The organism is Kosakonia sacchari SP1 (genome assembly GCF_000300455.3).
In the GTDB taxonomy this organism is placed as follows: Bacteria; Pseudomonadota; Gammaproteobacteria; order Enterobacterales; family Enterobacteriaceae; genus Kosakonia; species Kosakonia sacchari.
Genome location: NZ_CP007215.2, coordinates 1,313,431 through 1,328,498 on the forward strand (window position 1 = coordinate 1,313,431; position 15,068 = coordinate 1,328,498).

Consider the following 15,068-nt stretch of genomic DNA (forward strand, 5'->3'; position numbering starts at 1 on the left):
GTTAAGGAGAAGGACTGCGTGGAAATTTACGAAAACGAAAACGACCAGGTAGACGCGATTAAGCGCTTCTTTGCCGAGAATGGTAAAGCGCTGGCCGTTGGCGTCGTTTTGGGTATTGGTGCGCTGGTTGGCTGGCGCTACTGGAACGGCCATCAGGCGGACACGGCGAGAGCCTCTTCACAGGCGTATGAAAACGCGGTGGCCGCGCTTTCGGCGGACAAACCAGAGTCGTTCACAGCGGCGGAAAAATTCGCGGCTGACAACAAAAACACCTACGGCGCGCTGGCGTCGCTGGAACTGGCGCAGCAATACGTTGAGAAGAACGAGCTGGATAAAGCAGCCGCTCAGCTGCAACAAGGGCTGGCTGCGACGAATGATGAAAATCTCAAGTCGATAATCAATGTGCGCCTGGCGCGCATTCAGGTACAGCAAAAGCAACAAGACGCTGCGCTGAAAACGCTGGATGCTGTCAAAGCGGAAAGCTGGTCAGCGATTGTTGCCGATCTGCGCGGCGAAGCACTGCTGAGCAAAGGCGATAAACAAGGCGCGCGCACCGCATGGGAAAACGGCATTAAAAACAATGCTTCTCCTGCGCTGAGTGAAATGATGCAGATGAAAATCAATAATTTGTCCATCTAAGAGGGACCCGATGCAATTGCGTAAATTACTTCTGCCAGGGCTGCTTTCCGTCACGCTTTTGAGCGGCTGTTCCCTGTTTAACAGCGAAGAAGATGTTGTCAAAATGTCCCCGCTGCCGGTGGTTGAAAACCAGTTCACACCGACTACGTCATGGAGCACCTCCGTGGGTAACGGTATTGGTGACTTCTACTCTAACCTGCATCCGGCGTTTGCTGATGGCGTGGTTTACGCCGCCGATCGTCACGGTGTAGTGAAAGCGGTTAGCATTGATGATGGGCATGAAATTTGGTCGGTTAACCTGGCTGAAAAAGATGGCTGGTTCTCTACACGCGCTGCACTGCTTTCCGGCGGTGTGACTGTTTCCGGTGGCCATGTTTATGTGGGTAGCGAAAAAGCGCAGGTTTATGCGTTGAATACCAGCGATGGTTCGCAGGCGTGGAAAACGAAAGTCGCTGGTGAAGCGCTTTCTCGCCCGGTAGTGAGCGACGGTTTAGTGTTGATCCACACCAGCAACGGGCAGTTGCAGGCGCTGAACGAAAGCGATGGCGCAACCAAATGGACCGTCAACCTTGATATGCCTGCGCTTTCTCTGCGCGGTGAATCCGCTCCGACTACCGCCTTTGGCGCTGCCATTGTCGGCGGTGATAACGGTCGCGTAAGCGCAGTGTTGATGCAGCAGGGTCAGATGATTTGGCAGCAGCGCATCTCCCAGGCTAATGGCCCGACAGAGATCGATCGTCTGAGCGATGTCGATACCACGCCGGTTGTTGTTGGCAACGTGGTTTACGCGCTGGCCTATAACGGCAACATGACCGCGCTGGATCTGCGTAGCGGCCAGATTATGTGGAAACGCGAGCTGGGTTCAGTGAGCGATTTCGTGGTTGATGGTAACCGCATCTATATGATCGACCAGAGCGATCGTGTTCTGGCGCTGACTACCGACGGTGGCGTAACCCTGTGGACACAAAGTGACCTGCTGCACCGTAACCTTACCGCTCCGGCGTTGTATAATGGTTACATTGTGACAGGCGATAGCGAAGGCTACGTGCACTGGATTAACGTTGAAGACGGGCGCTTTGTCGCGCAGCAGAAAGTCGACAGCTCCGGTTTCCTGACCGAGCCGGTGGTTGCCGGTGGCAAACTGCTGATCCAGGCGAAAGACGGCACAGTGTACGCCCTTTCGCGCTAAGCGCGTCGGGTTTGTCGTTCCTGAAGACGGCTCCTGTTGCAGGAGCCGTTTTCCTGTTTTTAAAACGGCGCGCAATCCGCGACGTTTTGCTAATGAATATTCTGTAATGAGGCTTTAAACATGGTACCTGTGGTCGCGCTTGTCGGGCGCCCTAACGTTGGAAAATCCACGCTATTTAACCGTTTAACACGCACCCGTGATGCGCTGGTGGCGGATTTCCCGGGTCTGACTCGTGACCGTAAGTACGGTCGTGCTGAAGTTGAAGGCCGCGAATTTATCTGTATCGATACCGGCGGTATCGATGGCACCGAAGACGGCATGGAAACGCGCATGGCGGAACAATCGCTGCTGGCGATTGAAGAAGCCGATGTCGTACTGTTTATGGTCGATGCGCGCGCGGGTCTGATGCCAGCCGATTCGGCCATTGCCAAGCATCTGCGTTCACGCGAAAAACCGACTTTCCTGGTGGCGAACAAAACCGACGGTCTGGATCCGGATCAGGCAATAGCAGATTTTTATTCTCTCGGTCTGGGGGAAATCCACGCTATCGCCGCTTCCCACGGGCGCGGTGTTACCAGCTTGCTGGAGCACGTACTGATGCCGTGGATGGATGAGCTGAATCCGCCGGAAGTTGTGGATGAAGAGGCTGAATACTGGGCGCAGTTCGAAGCCAACGAAAACGGCGAAAAAGAAGAGCCGGAAGACGATTTCAACCCGCAGGATTTGCCAATCAAACTGGCTATCGTGGGGCGTCCGAATGTCGGTAAGTCCACACTCACTAACCGCATTCTCGGTGAAGATCGCGTGGTGGTGTACGACATGCCGGGCACCACGCGTGACAGCATCTACATTCCGATGCAGCGCGATGAGCGTGAGTACGTACTTATCGACACCGCTGGTGTGCGTAAGCGCGGCAAAATCACCGATGTGGTAGAAAAGTTCTCGGTTATCAAAACGCTGCAAGCGATTGAAGACGCTAACGTTGTGCTGCTGGTTATTGATGCCCGTGAAGGTATCTCCGATCAGGATTTATCGCTGCTCGGCTTTATTCTTAACAGCGGTCGTTCGCTGGTTATCGTCGTCAATAAATGGGACGGTCTGAGCCAGGAAGTGAAAGATCAGGTGAAAGAGACGCTGGATTACCGCCTGGGCTTTATTGATTTCGCCCGCGTGCACTTTATCTCTGCCCTGCACGGTAGCGGTGTTGGCAACCTGTTTGAATCCGTTCGCGAAGCTTATGACAGCTCCACCCGCCGCGTGAGCACCGCGCTGCTGACCCGTATTATGAACATGGCGGCGGAAGATCATCAGCCGCCGCTGGTGCGTGGTCGTCGCGTGAAGCTGAAATATGCCCACGCCGGTGGGTATAACCCGCCGATTGTGGTGATTCACGGCAACCAGGTGAAAGACTTGCCGGATTCCTACAAACGCTATTTGATGAACTACTTCCGCAAATCGCTGGATGTGATGGGTACGCCAATCCGTATTCAGTTCAAAGAAGGGGAAAACCCGTTTGCTGAAAAACGTAACACCCTGACGCCGAACCAGATGCGTAAACGTAAGCGCCTGATTAAGCACATCAAAAAAGGTAAGTAATCACTTGCTTCAAACCCGCCGGACGGCGGGTTTTTTGTAGTCATAATAGACTCAACTACTAAAGTCGGGCGCTGTTTCAGCCTGTCGATAGCTGTACACTGTTTATAACTATAAAAACAACGAGTTAATAACCGTCTTCAATAAGTAATTTCAAAAGGAATATGAAATGAAGAAGTTTTTACTGCTGATACTTCTGGGCACTGTAGTGGCAGGTTGCACACCGCTTCACCCCTCCGGTTGCCATAAAACCACTGCGCTTGGCAGTTGCGACTCCGGGCGCTTTACCGACCAGGATGAGTACGGGAAACAGGCCCGCGCGATAAAGAACGCTATCGAATCTCAGCTTAGCGATCGTTCTGGCTGGAAAGGGAAAAAATGCCGCTTACATCTGGAATTTGCCTATGATGGCAAACTGAACAATATCGAGACCAGAGAAGGGAATAAAGCTTACTGTGCAGCGTTGAAAACCGCAGCTCAACGCGCGGTATTCCCGGCATTTCCTTCTCAGCGGATTTATCAGGCATTCGAGAGCTCCCGCTTCATGATGGTGGGCGAATAGCAAACTAAACCTGACGCGGCACTTAACCCGTCTGCAGGCGGTTTTTTGTCGCCAGCGGTGTATGATAAACGCCGTGAAAAATTAAGGAGCGCCTTATGGAACTTACCTGCCCGACTTGCCATAACCCGCTGCAAATAGTGGGAACACATGCTCACTGCGACGGCTGCGGCAAAGTCATTGAACTACAAGCACATTGCCCGGAGTGCCACCAACCTCTGGAAGTGTTAAAAGCCTGTGGCGCAGTGGACTTTTTCTGCCAGCACGGCCACGGGCTGATTTCGAAAAAACGCGTCGAATATACGCTGCTCTAAGGTTTGCAAATACAGTCTTCCCCTTCGCGCCACAGTTCGACAAACGACGGTGGCGCTTTGCTTTCCGGGATAAGCAGCAACACATCCGTTTGCTGGGTAGTCCAGGTGATCTGCAAACGGTAGAAGCGCTGATCGCCGCGCCCCGGCGAGTCCGGCTGGCCTGGCGGCTCAGCGAGCGGGAGCGTCTGGTGCAAGATGTCCACCAGCCGCTGGCGTTGCTCCGCATTGAGCTGGGCGATGACAATTTTTCGTGCGCCGCTCAGTTTGGGAATGTAAGCCAGCCCGCCTTCGCGGGCTAACTCGACTACCGCGTCGTCGGTTAATTCGGGTTCGTTCATCATAAAACTCCGACATCTTTCCACGCCTGTTCGATAGCAGCGGCGACTTTCTTGCCGGACCGTTTTTCGCCATGTTTGATGGTGAATTTGGCGAAGGTCGCGAAGTCAGCATTTTGCGCCAGTGACTTATCACACACGGTGTCATACCAGGCGTATCCGGCTTTTTCCCATGCATAGCCGCCTATCGCGGTTGCTGCCAGGTAAAATGCCCGGTTAGGAATGCCGGAATTCAGGTGTACGCCGCCGTTATCCTCACGTGTTTTAATAAAATCTTTCATATGCGCAGGCTGCGGATCTTTACCCAGTAACGGATCGTCATAAGCCGTTCCCGGCTTCGACATAGAACGCAACCCCTTGCCATGAATGCCTTTTGCCAGCAAGCCTTCACCAATGATCCAGTCCGCCTGATCCGCCGTCTGCTGCTGGTGGTACTGTTTTACCAGCGAACCGAACACATCGGATAATGACTCATTTAACGCGCCAGCTTGTTCAAAGTAGATCAGCCCGGCTTCCGTTTCTGTGACGCCATGGCTCAGTTCATGCGCCACCACGTCAATGGCAATAGTAAAACGGTTGAAGATCTCGCCATCACCATCGCCAAACACCATTTGTTGACCATTCCAGAAAGCGTTCTGGTAATCCTTACCGTAATGCACGGTGCCGCTGAGAATGAGCCCCTGGTTATCCAGCGAGTTGCGCTGATAAACCTGCCAGAAGAAATCGTGGGTGACACCCAGGTAGTCGTAAGCTTCGGTTACAGCGACATCACCCGTCGGTGGCTGGTCCTCATAGCGCACTTGCTCGCCGGGTAACGTCTCTTTGTGCTGGGCGTCATAAATATCGCGGACCAGTTCGCCGGGCGAAGTGACCAGCGGCGCATCGACTTTGCCGTGGCTGTGCGCCATCAACGTTTGTACATGCGTTAAGGTCTGGCGGGCGCAGCGTTGCTGAAGTTCAGAACCATTGTCGATAATGCGGCGCAGGATATAGGGCGGGATAACACTGTACGGATGACGTGCATTCATGTTGATCTCCTTGATAAAACAAAAAAGAACAACAAAAAGTATAGGTTCGTCTGATTTATTGAGCGCGTGAATTAAGAGGATTTACGTTGGCGCGTTTTTTTCATGGGCGTGACGGCGCTGACTTCGCTCTCCACCCAGCCATCGTTCAGCCGCGTGGTCAGTTTGTCGCCCGCTTTAACCTGTTTGGCCTGTTTCAACACTTTGCCGTCGGTCGCCGTAGTTACGCTGTAGCCACGCGCCAGCGTTGCCAGCGGGCTGACCGCTTCCAGGTGGGTGATTGCCGAACCGAAGCGTTCACGCGTGCTGCTTAAGCGGTCACGAATATTCTGGCTCAGACGATATTCCAGTTGCTGAATGAGACTTTGCGCCCGGTGAATACGCGGCTGCGGGTTTTGTTGATTCAGGCGTTGCAATACGCGCTGCTGGCGCGCGGACGCGCGTTTTAACTGATTATCCAGCGCGTTGTGCATGCGCTGCTGCAGGCGTTCCAGCACGGTTTGCTGACGCGCCAGCCGCAGTTGCGGGTGCTGTTGTTGCAGACGATGGTGTAACTGGGCGAAACGACGGCTGCGGCCTGCCAGATAATAGTCCATCGACATTTCTAAACGCTGCTGCATCGCCTGAACCTGGCGCAGCAGTTCCAGCTGGTTACGGCTGACAATTTCCGCCGCCGCAGAGGGCGTTGGCGCGCGCAGGTCGGCAACAAAATCGGCAATGGTCACGTCGGTTTCATGCCCAACGGCGCTGACCACCGGAATGCGGCTGGCAAAAATCGCCCGCGCCACGCGTTCATCGTTAAAGCTCCACAAATCTTCCAGCGAACCGCCGCCGCGACCGACAATCAGTACGTCGCACTCTTCGCGGGTATTAGCCAGCTCAATGGCGTGCACAATCTGTGCGGGCGCATCTTCGCCTTGTACCGCAGTCGGGTAAATCACCACCGGCAGCGACGGATCGCGGCGTTTCAGCACGTGCAGAATATCGTGCAGCGCAGCACCGGTTTTCGAGGTGATGACACCAACGCAATGGGCGGGCGAGGGCAGTGGTTTTTTGAATTGCTGGTCGAACAGCCCTTCAGCCGCGAGCTTAGCTTTAAGTTGCTCATACTTCTGTTGCAGCAAACCTTCACCGGCCGGTTGCATGCTCTCGACAATAATCTGGTATTCGCCGCGCGGTTCATACAGCGTGATATTGGCGCGCACCAGTACTTGCTGGCCGTGCTGTGGGCGAGAAGTGACGCGACGGTTGCTGTTGCGGAACATCGCGCAGCGCACCTGAGCGGTATCGTCTTTTAAGGTGAAGTACCAGTGACCAGAAGCGGGCTGGGTAAAATTGGAGATTTCCCCGCTGATCCACACCTGGCCGAGTTCGCGTTCCAGTAGTAAGCGCACCGACTGATTAAGGCGGCTAACCGTAAAAATTGAGGGGGATTGGAACGACGACATGTGAGCCAGATCAAATTCTAAATCAGCAAGTTATTCGTTCGATAGTAACCCGAAACGAGGGGATGGCAAGTATTTTTCTTAAAAAAGTGTGGATGCAATCGGTTACGCTCTGTATAATGCCACGGCAATATTTAACCCCCCAGGTCAGAGATATTGCCCATGCTACGTATCGCTAAAGAAGCACTGACGTTTGACGACGTCCTCCTCGTTCCCGCTCATTCCACCGTTCTGCCGAATACTGCCGACTTGAGCACGCAGCTCACTAAAACCATTCGCCTGAACATTCCTATGCTCTCTGCGGCGATGGATACCGTGACGGAAGCGCGCCTGGCAATTGCCCTGGCACAGGAAGGCGGCATTGGCTTTATTCACAAAAACATGTCGATTGAGCGCCAGGCGGAAGAAGTTCGCCGCGTGAAGAAACATGAATCCGGCGTGGTTAAAGACCCGCAAACCGTTCTGCCGACGACCACCCTGCGCGAAGTGAAAGAGCTGACCGAACGTAACGGCTTTGCCGGTTACCCGGTAGTGAATGGCGACAACGAACTGGTGGGCATCATCACCGGTCGTGACGTGCGTTTCGTCACCGACCTGAACCAGCCAGTTAGCGTGTACATGACGCCGAAAGAGCGTCTGGTTACCGTGCGTGAAGGTGAATCCCGCGAAGTCGTGTTTGCTAAAATGCACGAAAAACGCGTTGAGAAAGCGCTGGTTGTCGACGAAAGCTTCCACCTGCGCGGCATGATCACTGTTAAAGATTTCCAGAAAGCAGAACGTAAACCGAACGCCTGTAAAGATGAGCAGGGTCAACTGCGCGTTGGTGCAGCGGTTGGTGCCGGCGCCGGTAACGAAGAGCGCGTTGACGCGCTGGTTGCCGCAGGCGTTGACGTGCTGTTGATTGACTCCTCCCACGGCCACTCCGAAGGCGTGTTGCAGCGCATTCGCGAAACCCGTGCAAAATACCCGGATCTGCAAATCATCGGCGGGAACGTCGCCACTGGCGCAGGTGCTCGCGCACTGGCAGAAGCGGGCGTCAGCGCGGTGAAAGTCGGTATCGGCCCTGGCTCCATCTGTACGACGCGTATCGTGACTGGTGTGGGCGTTCCGCAGATCACCGCCGTTTCCGACGCGGTTGAAGCGCTGGAAGGCACCGGCATTCCGGTTATCGCTGACGGCGGTATCCGTTTCTCTGGCGACATCGCCAAAGCGATCGCTGCAGGTGCTGCCGCCGTGATGGTTGGTTCAATGCTTGCCGGTACTGAAGAATCCCCGGGCGAAATCGAACTCTACCAGGGCCGCTCTTACAAATCCTACCGTGGCATGGGCTCGCTGGGCGCGATGTCCAAAGGCTCTTCTGACCGCTACTTCCAGAGCGATAACGCCGCCGACAAACTGGTGCCGGAAGGTATCGAAGGCCGCGTGGCTTATAAAGGCCGCCTGAAAGAGATCATTCACCAGCAGATGGGCGGCCTGCGCTCCTGTATGGGTCTGACCGGCTGTGGTACTATCGACGACCTGCGCACCAAAGCGGAATTTGTGCGCATCAGCGGCGCGGGCATTCAGGAAAGCCACGTTCACGACGTGACCATCACCAAGGAATCCCCGAACTACCGCATGGGTTCTTAATGATTTTCGCGCCCGGTACTCTCACCGGGCGCTTTCGTAACTTGCCTCGGAAGTAACGTCAATGACGGACAACATTCATAAACATCGTATTCTTATCCTCGATTTTGGTTCTCAGTACACCCAACTGGTTGCGCGCCGCGTACGTGAACTGGGCGTTTACTGCGAATTGTGGGCGTGGGATGTCACCGAAGCGCAGATCCGCGACTTCAATCCAAGCGGCATCATCCTATCCGGCGGCCCGGAAAGCACCACCGAAGACAACAGCCCGCGCGCACCGCAATATGTGTTCGAAGCTGGTGTGCCGGTGCTTGGCGTTTGCTACGGCATGCAGACCATGGCGATGCAGCTCGGCGGCCACGTTGAAGGTTCTAACGAGCGTGAATTCGGCTACGCGCAGGTTGAAGTACAGACCGACAGCGCGCTGGTTCGCGGCATTGAAGATTCGCTGACCGCAGAAGGCAAAGTGCTGCTGGACGTGTGGATGAGCCACGGCGACAAAGTGACGGCGATCCCGTCTGACTTTGTTACCGTTGCCAGCACCGAAAGCTGCCCGTTCGCCATCATGGCGAACGAAGAAAAACGCTTCTACGGCGTGCAGTTCCACCCGGAAGTGACCCACACCCGCCAGGGCCTGCGTATGCTGGAACGCTTCGTGCGTGACATCTGCGAATGTGAAGCGCTGTGGACGCCAGCAAAAATCATCGATGACGCCGTTGAGCGTATCCGCCAGCAGGTTGGCGACGATAAAGTGATCCTCGGCCTCTCCGGCGGCGTGGACTCTTCTGTCACCGCGATGCTGCTGCACCGCGCCATTGGCAAAAACCTGACCTGCGTGTTCGTTGATAACGGTCTGCTGCGTCTGAACGAAGCTCAGCAGGTGATGGACATGTTTGGTGACCACTTCGGTCTGAACATTGTTCACGTTGAAGGCGAAGCCCGTTTCCTGGCTGCACTGGCTGGCGAGAACGATCCGGAAGCAAAACGTAAAATCATCGGCCGTGTGTTCGTGGAAGTGTTCGACGAAGAAGCACTGAAGCTGGAAGACGTGAAATGGCTGGCGCAGGGCACCATCTACCCGGACGTGATCGAATCCGCTGCTTCGGCAACCGGTAAAGCGCACGTTATCAAATCTCACCACAACGTGGGCGGCCTGCCGAAAGAGATGAAGATGGGGCTGGTTGAACCGCTGCGTGAGCTGTTCAAAGATGAAGTGCGTAAAATTGGTCTGGAACTGGGCCTGCCGTACGACATGCTGTACCGCCACCCATTCCCGGGCCCGGGCCTCGGTGTCCGCGTGCTGGGCGAAGTGAAGAAAGAGTATTGCGACCTGCTGCGCCGCGCCGATGCGATCTTTATCGAAGAGCTGCATAAAGCCGATCTCTACAACAAAGTGAGCCAGGCCTTCACCGTGTTCCTGCCGGTTCGTTCCGTGGGCGTTATGGGCGACGGTCGTAAATACGACTGGGTTGTTTCCCTGCGTGCAGTCGAAACCATCGACTTTATGACCGCACACTGGGCGCACCTGCCGTACGATTTCCTCGGCCGCGTTTCCAATCGCATCATTAATGAAGTGAACGGTATTTCCCGCGTGGTGTATGACATCAGCGGTAAACCGCCAGCGACGATTGAGTGGGAATAAGCCTGTTGTGATTCATTAGTTTTTATAAAAAAAGCCAGCTTAGCTATTGCTATAGCTGGCTTTTTAATAGCATGTAGGTTAAGAATGACCGCGTTTTTTATATGTCATATGGATGACACTATGCGGAGTATAGTTATTTTCTTTGAAAATTTATAGAAATGAGGTAACTATGAAAGGTGCGTTAATATTTCATCTTTCCCTTACTATAGGGAGAACTGACGAAGATAATTGGGAGATTTTGGAATTAGATGATATTCTCTTCTGGGAAAACAATTTAAAACTAATAAAATCAAAGTGTTATTCTCATGATGGATGCTCAGTTAATGTAAGTGCGAATTGGGATATTTTAATCGAAAGGTTAAAAGAAAGTTATAGGAAAACTAAGGATGCTTATTCTAAAACACCTATTGACTATTCAAGCTTTGTTGAACGTAAAGTGCAAATACCGGTCTCAGTAGAGATAAAAGAAGAGAACAAACATAGTCATTATATATCTTATGCTAGATTCTTTGTTGATTATTACCTCTATGAATTGTTTGTTTTGATGAATTTAGCTAGACCTGGAGTATGTGATTTTTTCAATCTATCAATTAATGATGACAGAATGATGTTGTCATCATACAATTTCCAGAACGCATGGTTGAACTCTTTTAATGGACACTTCCCTAGGTTAAAAGAACTCCCTCTCAGCGATGTTATTTCTTGGTATGAAGAGATAAATATTGGTTATAAACAGAAAGCTAGCCTGCCAATCGAGAAAGCATTATTTTCTTTAATTCACTTCTGTCATTCTGATGATAATATAAATGGCATTATGTGGATATTTCATGCATTGGAAGCCATATTCAGTACAAAATTTGGCGAAGGCTTTAGTAATTTAATAGAAAGAATATCTTTCTTGTTGACATTAAATGAAAAAGAAAGGTCTCTTCTAAGAAAGAATTTTAGACTTTTATATGACTTGCGGAGTTCCTTAATTCATGGAGGATACGAAATATATCATCCTATGCGCTATGACTTGATGGATGACTCTCTAAATGATCAGTTTAGTGAGATTTATAAAAATCTTCAGTTTGGAGTTTCAGTAATTATCTCCTGTCTTCAAGTTTTGATCTCGAATAATTGGTATGGAATAAATATTGAAGAAAAGATAAATGGAAAACCAACCCCTTAATCTTCAATTTTCTTTTGTACCTATATTCTGGATAATATCACAATATCCTATTGCTCCAGTTCGAAGTACCCCACAATGCCATGGTTGGCTTCAGCGATTTGCGCAATATCAAATAGCCTAGCCTGATAGGCCTTTTGCTGAATTAGCGAGTTGAACTAGCTGTGTGCCATCGCGATCTCCTCAAGGGCCATAATCAGTATGTCGGAAGATCTCTGAAAGTGAATAGTCCGTTTTAGCGGGATACACACAGAAATCTTGTTGACGAACTTTTTTTCATTTACGTTTACGAACTTATGTGAGTACCAATTAGATGAATTTTCTGCTGAATATATATTTCAAATATTATAAATGACGATTCTGGTAATATGATTTTTCTGTTGAGTTATTTCCATGGAATATCCGATATTACAAAACAAATAAATCGCTAAGATTAATTCCCAACCCATCCGCAATAACTGCAATAACTTCCAGCGTTGGGTTCCTGACTCCCCGCTCAATCCCACTAATATAAGTGCGATCCAACCCACATTTGTCGGCAAACGCTTCCTGCGAAAGTCCGCGCTCTAAACGGAGGGCTTTTACGCGTTGTCCAAAACGCACTGTAATATCTTTTGTATTTTTCATGCCCGACAGCATCGTACTTCGTTGCTTATCAGACCACGGACGATGAGTCACATAATTAGCTGTGTGGTGATCCGATTATCAAATTCGCCGATCAGTCAGATCCATCAAATGTGAGCAGTGTGGCGAGTTCGATGTGGAGGGCTGTCGCAAGAATGTAGAGAATTTCTAAAGTCGGATTCCGGATGCCGCGTTCGATGCCGCTCATATAGGTGCGATCAAGGCCGCACTTCTCCGCAAAGCCTTCCTGAGAAAGCCCCGCTTGCGTACGCAATGTTCTGACACGTTGTCCTAACAGGACTTTGATATTTTCGGAATTTTTCATGCGTACAGCATTGTTTTTTGCTGACTATAAGTCCACGGACTATTAGTCACAATTCTAAAGGTTTGTGCTATTATGTGACTTATAGTCAACATGAAAAGGAGCATTGACATGGAACACCACGACTGGCATCCGGCGGATATCATTGCGGGTTTAAAGAAAAAAGGAACCTCGTTGGCGGCGCTTTCCCGCGAATCGGGGCTGGCTTCATCCACGCTCGCCAATGCCTTAACCCGGCACTGGCCGAAAGGGGAGCGGTTAATTGCCGAAGCGTTGGAAACCAGGCCAGAAGCAATCTGGCCGTCGCGTTATCAGATATGTAATTCCGAAGAACGTGTTTGCGAAGAGAAGGGCGCATAAACGCTGAAGCGCGAAACGGTAATGACCCGTTTAGGGTCATTACCGTCTGCTCAGTACATCTGATCATTTCCGTGGTAAGAGGTGAGGGAGTTGAAATTAACCCAGCCGATGTTATGTGGTATTAAGCCAGAAATTAAATTTTGAATTTTATTTTCTGCATTGTTTGAAGTGAGTATTTTTTTCGATATTGCTTTTCTTTATTAATTTAACATTTTTATTCCCTTTATCTTTTTTGATGAGGAGGGAAATCCATCACCCGTATCGAATTCCCTGCTTTTTAATTATTAGCCTCTTATATTTCACCCTTGTGCGTAAATTCCATTTCCTGCTCTCCGTTTTGTGCAATGATTTGCCTGTTTTTTGTACGGCGTCGACTTGTCGCGTAGATGAATAGTTATTCCCTGAAACGACATATTTGAAACGTTAGTTTGAATAAATTGGTGAATCCTAAGCATATTTTCTTTCTCACAAGTACCTCCTTTCTAACTCTTTGATTCAAATATGTAATGTGATTTAAATTAAATTTTAACGCCAGATTGCCGATAAGTTGTCTTCGGCATGCTCCTTTCAAAGGGGCAGAAATTCATGAAATCACCTCAACCCAGGGTAATAAATATGTCAGTTAGGCGTTTTTCATTTCTCGTTTTTAGTCTGTTACTTGGTATTTTTCTCATCAGCTCGGCTTCTAACCTTTGGTCACTTACTCACAGCAACCAGTCGCTGGATAACGTGAACAAAGAGATCAGGGTCGTGCTGTCGGTTATTGACCCGATTAACCATAGCCGCACACTGCGTGTGCGTCTGATGGAAGCCATGATTAACGCCTCCCTGGGCGACAAACAGAAAGCGGATGCGTCGCTTGAGAGTGCGAAAGCGGTGATGCAAAAAGCCACCGATGCGTTCAATAACTACAAGGCTGCGCCACCTGTCGAGGGCGAAGAGGCGCTTTCCGCGCCTTACAGCCAGGCCTGGCAAACGTATGTTGATCAAGGCCTGCGTCCGTTGATGGACGCCGCGAGCAACAACGACACGGCGCGTTTCAACCAGCTCGTCAGCACCACCATCCCGCAGCTTGATCGTCAGTTTGAAATCACACTCGATAACCTGCTGGCCTTTCGCGAAAAATACGCCCAGCGCCTTAACAACGACGCGCAGAATCGCTTCGTGAACAGCATGGTGACCATTGGTGTTTTCGCCTTACTGTTTACCTTGATCATTGTCGCTATCTTTATCCTGCTGCGTCGCCGTGTTCTTTCGCCGCTGGATGCTGCCCGCTTACATTGCCAGAAAATGGCGGCAGGCGAGTTGCACACTCCCGTTGTGTACGGTTCTAAAGACGAGATTGGCGACATGCTCGGTTCGCTGGAGCAAATGCGTCTTGCCCTTCTGGAAATCATTGCCCAGGTGCGTAATTCCAGTCAGAGCGTGGCTCACGCGGCAGAAGAAATCGCTGCCGGTAATACCGACCTCTCAGCCCGTACTGAAGAACAGGCGGCTTCTCTTGGGCAGACCGCTGCCAGCATGGAACAGCTAACTTCAACGGTTAAGCACACCTCCGAAAACACACAACAGGCAAATACCCTTGCGACAGCGATGCGCAGCTCCGCGCAGGAAGGGAATACGATTGTTGAAAAGGCGGTGATGTCGATGAAAGAGATCGAATCCAGCTCCGGCAAAATAGACACCATCATCTCCTTAATCGAAGACATTGCTTTCCAGACCAACATCCTGGCACTCAACGCAGCGGTTGAAGCGGCACGAGCCGGCGAGCAGGGGCGCGGGTTTGCGGTTGTGGCAAGTGAAGTTCGTAATCTGGCGCAGCGTTCGTCTCTCGCGGCAAAAGAGATCAAAGAGCTGATTGAGGAATCCGGCCGACAGGTGCTTCTGGGTAGCGAAAGGGTGTCGCAGGCGGGCGAAAGCATGCAGCGCATTATCAGCACCGTTAAGCAGGTTTCTGAACTGATGGCGGAAATTGCACTCTCGACCGGTGAGCAGAGTCGCGGTATTGAGCAGATAAACCAGGCTGTTGCGCAGATGGACACGGTAACGCAACAAAACGCCGCGTTAGTCGAAGAAGCATCTGCAGCGGCGCATTCGCTTAAAGAGCAGTCTCAATTGCTGGAAGAGACGGTAGCCGTTTTTAAACTGAGCTAACGTTTTGCCAAAAAAATACAGGCAGGCTTATGCCTGCCTTGTTGGTGATTCTTTCATGGTTCGTCGCTAC

The 15,068-nt window shown here is 51.3% G+C and carries 15 protein-coding genes; 10 read left to right on the forward strand and 5 right to left on the reverse strand.

Features of this window, described 5'->3' with window-relative positions:
* The first annotated feature begins 18 nt into the window (after window positions 1-18).
* The 5 genes from C813_RS29280 to C813_RS29300 all read left to right on the forward strand — a co-directional run bounded on the left by C813_RS29280 (window position 19) and on the right by C813_RS29300 (window position 4,294).
* On the forward strand, window positions 19-639 hold the full coding sequence (locus C813_RS29280; RefSeq protein WP_017458990.1) for a YfgM family protein: 621 nt from the start codon (window positions 19-21) through the stop codon (window positions 637-639).
* Between the two features lie 10 nt (window positions 640-649).
* Window positions 650-1,828, forward strand: a complete 1,179-nt coding sequence (bamB, locus tag C813_RS29285; RefSeq protein WP_017458989.1) for an outer membrane protein assembly factor BamB — start codon at window positions 650-652, stop codon at window positions 1,826-1,828.
* Window positions 1,829-1,948: 120 nt separating this feature from the next.
* Window positions 1,949-3,424, forward strand: a complete 1,476-nt coding sequence (gene der, locus C813_RS29290; protein ID WP_017458988.1) for a ribosome biogenesis GTPase Der — start codon at window positions 1,949-1,951, stop codon at window positions 3,422-3,424.
* Between the two features lie 166 nt (window positions 3,425-3,590).
* Window positions 3,591-3,983 carry a cell envelope integrity TolA C-terminal domain-containing protein gene (locus C813_RS29295; protein WP_017458987.1) on the forward strand — a complete coding sequence of 131 codons (393 nt, stop codon included), beginning with the start codon at window positions 3,591-3,593 and terminating at the stop codon, window positions 3,981-3,983.
* A gap of 95 nt (window positions 3,984-4,078) precedes the next feature.
* Window positions 4,079-4,294, forward strand: coding sequence for a zinc ribbon domain-containing protein (locus tag C813_RS29300; protein WP_017458986.1), 216 nt, complete (start codon window positions 4,079-4,081; stop codon window positions 4,292-4,294).
* Here the strand turns inward: C813_RS29300 and C813_RS29305 are convergent.
* The 3 genes from C813_RS29305 to xseA form a co-directional block, all read right to left on the reverse strand.
* Window positions 4,291-4,632, reverse strand: a complete 342-nt coding sequence (locus C813_RS29305) for a protealysin inhibitor emfourin (RefSeq protein ID WP_025263880.1) — start codon at window positions 4,630-4,632, stop codon at window positions 4,291-4,293. The two genes, C813_RS29300 and C813_RS29305, sit on opposite strands and share 4 nt — an antisense overlap.
* Window positions 4,632-5,657 carry a M4 family metallopeptidase gene (locus C813_RS29310; RefSeq protein WP_017458984.1) on the reverse strand — a complete coding sequence of 342 codons (1,026 nt, stop codon included), beginning with the start codon at window positions 5,655-5,657 and terminating at the stop codon, window positions 4,632-4,634. Before C813_RS29310 ends, C813_RS29305 begins: the two co-directional genes overlap by 1 nt.
* A 71-nt stretch (window positions 5,658-5,728) precedes the next feature.
* Complete coding sequence (gene xseA / locus C813_RS29315) at window positions 5,729-7,102, reverse strand: exodeoxyribonuclease VII large subunit (protein ID WP_017458983.1); 1,374 nt, start codon at window positions 7,100-7,102, stop codon at window positions 5,729-5,731.
* Window positions 7,103-7,261: 159 nt separating this feature from the next.
* Between xseA and guaB the strand changes: the two genes are divergently transcribed.
* The 3 genes from guaB (at window position 7,262) to C813_RS29330 (ending at window position 11,541) form a co-directional block, all read left to right on the forward strand.
* The gene (guaB, locus tag C813_RS29320) at window positions 7,262-8,728 is read left to right on the forward strand and encodes an IMP dehydrogenase (protein WP_017458982.1); all 1,467 of its coding nucleotides are present in this window, start codon (window positions 7,262-7,264) and stop codon (window positions 8,726-8,728) included.
* 61 nt (window positions 8,729-8,789) lie between these two features.
* Window positions 8,790-10,367, forward strand: coding sequence for a glutamine-hydrolyzing GMP synthase (guaA, locus tag C813_RS29325; RefSeq protein WP_017458981.1), 1,578 nt, complete (start codon window positions 8,790-8,792; stop codon window positions 10,365-10,367).
* Window positions 10,368-10,536: 169 nt separating this feature from the next.
* A complete protein-coding gene (locus tag C813_RS29330) occupies window positions 10,537-11,541 on the forward strand; it encodes a HEPN domain-containing protein (protein WP_017458980.1) in 1,005 nt (334 codons plus the stop codon).
* Between the two features lie 405 nt (window positions 11,542-11,946).
* On the opposite strand, the gene C813_RS29335 is transcribed toward C813_RS29330, so the two are convergent.
* Both C813_RS29335 and C813_RS29340 read right to left on the reverse strand, forming a co-directional pair.
* Window positions 11,947-12,165 (reverse strand): helix-turn-helix domain-containing protein, encoded by a 219-nt coding sequence (locus C813_RS29335; RefSeq protein WP_025263881.1) that lies wholly within the window; start codon window positions 12,163-12,165, stop codon window positions 11,947-11,949.
* 91 nt (window positions 12,166-12,256) lie between these two features.
* Window positions 12,257-12,487, reverse strand: a complete 231-nt coding sequence (locus C813_RS29340; RefSeq protein ID WP_017458978.1) for a helix-turn-helix domain-containing protein — start codon at window positions 12,485-12,487, stop codon at window positions 12,257-12,259.
* 108 nt (window positions 12,488-12,595) lie between these two features.
* On the opposite strand from C813_RS29340, the gene C813_RS29345 reads away from it, so the two are divergent.
* On the forward strand, window positions 12,596-12,844 hold the full coding sequence (locus C813_RS29345; protein WP_017458977.1) for a helix-turn-helix domain-containing protein: 249 nt from the start codon (window positions 12,596-12,598) through the stop codon (window positions 12,842-12,844).
* Between the two features lie 615 nt (window positions 12,845-13,459).
* On the forward strand, window positions 13,460-14,998 hold the full coding sequence (locus C813_RS29350; RefSeq protein WP_017458976.1) for a methyl-accepting chemotaxis protein: 1,539 nt from the start codon (window positions 13,460-13,462) through the stop codon (window positions 14,996-14,998).
* Window positions 14,999-15,068 lie beyond the last annotated feature (70 nt).

What these genes read in the sequence shown, in the direction of transcription:
- C813_RS29330 (WP_017458980.1), top strand. Translation starts at nt 10,537, where the DNA reads ATGAAAGGTGCGTTAATATTTCATCTTTCCCTTACTATAGGGAGAACT.
- C813_RS29340 (WP_017458978.1), bottom strand. Translation starts at nt 12,487, where the DNA reads ATGAAAAATTCCGAAAATATCAAAGTCCTGTTAGGACAACGTGTCAGA.
- bamB (WP_017458989.1), top strand. Translation starts at nt 650, where the DNA reads ATGCAATTGCGTAAATTACTTCTGCCAGGGCTGCTTTCCGTCACGCTT.
- C813_RS29300 (WP_017458986.1), top strand. Translation starts at nt 4,079, where the DNA reads ATGGAACTTACCTGCCCGACTTGCCATAACCCGCTGCAAATAGTGGGA.
- C813_RS29345 (WP_017458977.1), top strand. Translation starts at nt 12,596, where the DNA reads ATGGAACACCACGACTGGCATCCGGCGGATATCATTGCGGGTTTAAAG.
- guaB (WP_017458982.1), top strand. Translation starts at nt 7,262, where the DNA reads ATGCTACGTATCGCTAAAGAAGCACTGACGTTTGACGACGTCCTCCTC.
- C813_RS29310 (WP_017458984.1), bottom strand. Translation starts at nt 5,657, where the DNA reads ATGAATGCACGTCATCCGTACAGTGTTATCCCGCCCTATATCCTGCGC.
- C813_RS29295 (WP_017458987.1), top strand. Translation starts at nt 3,591, where the DNA reads ATGAAGAAGTTTTTACTGCTGATACTTCTGGGCACTGTAGTGGCAGGT.
- der (WP_017458988.1), top strand. Translation starts at nt 1,949, where the DNA reads ATGGTACCTGTGGTCGCGCTTGTCGGGCGCCCTAACGTTGGAAAATCC.
- C813_RS29305 (WP_025263880.1), bottom strand. Translation starts at nt 4,632, where the DNA reads ATGAACGAACCCGAATTAACCGACGACGCGGTAGTCGAGTTAGCCCGC.
- xseA (WP_017458983.1), bottom strand. Translation starts at nt 7,102, where the DNA reads ATGTCGTCGTTCCAATCCCCCTCAATTTTTACGGTTAGCCGCCTTAAT.
- C813_RS29350 (WP_017458976.1), top strand. Translation starts at nt 13,460, where the DNA reads ATGTCAGTTAGGCGTTTTTCATTTCTCGTTTTTAGTCTGTTACTTGGT.
- C813_RS29335 (WP_025263881.1), bottom strand. Translation starts at nt 12,165, where the DNA reads ATGAAAAATACAAAAGATATTACAGTGCGTTTTGGACAACGCGTAAAA.
- guaA (WP_017458981.1), top strand. Translation starts at nt 8,790, where the DNA reads ATGACGGACAACATTCATAAACATCGTATTCTTATCCTCGATTTTGGT.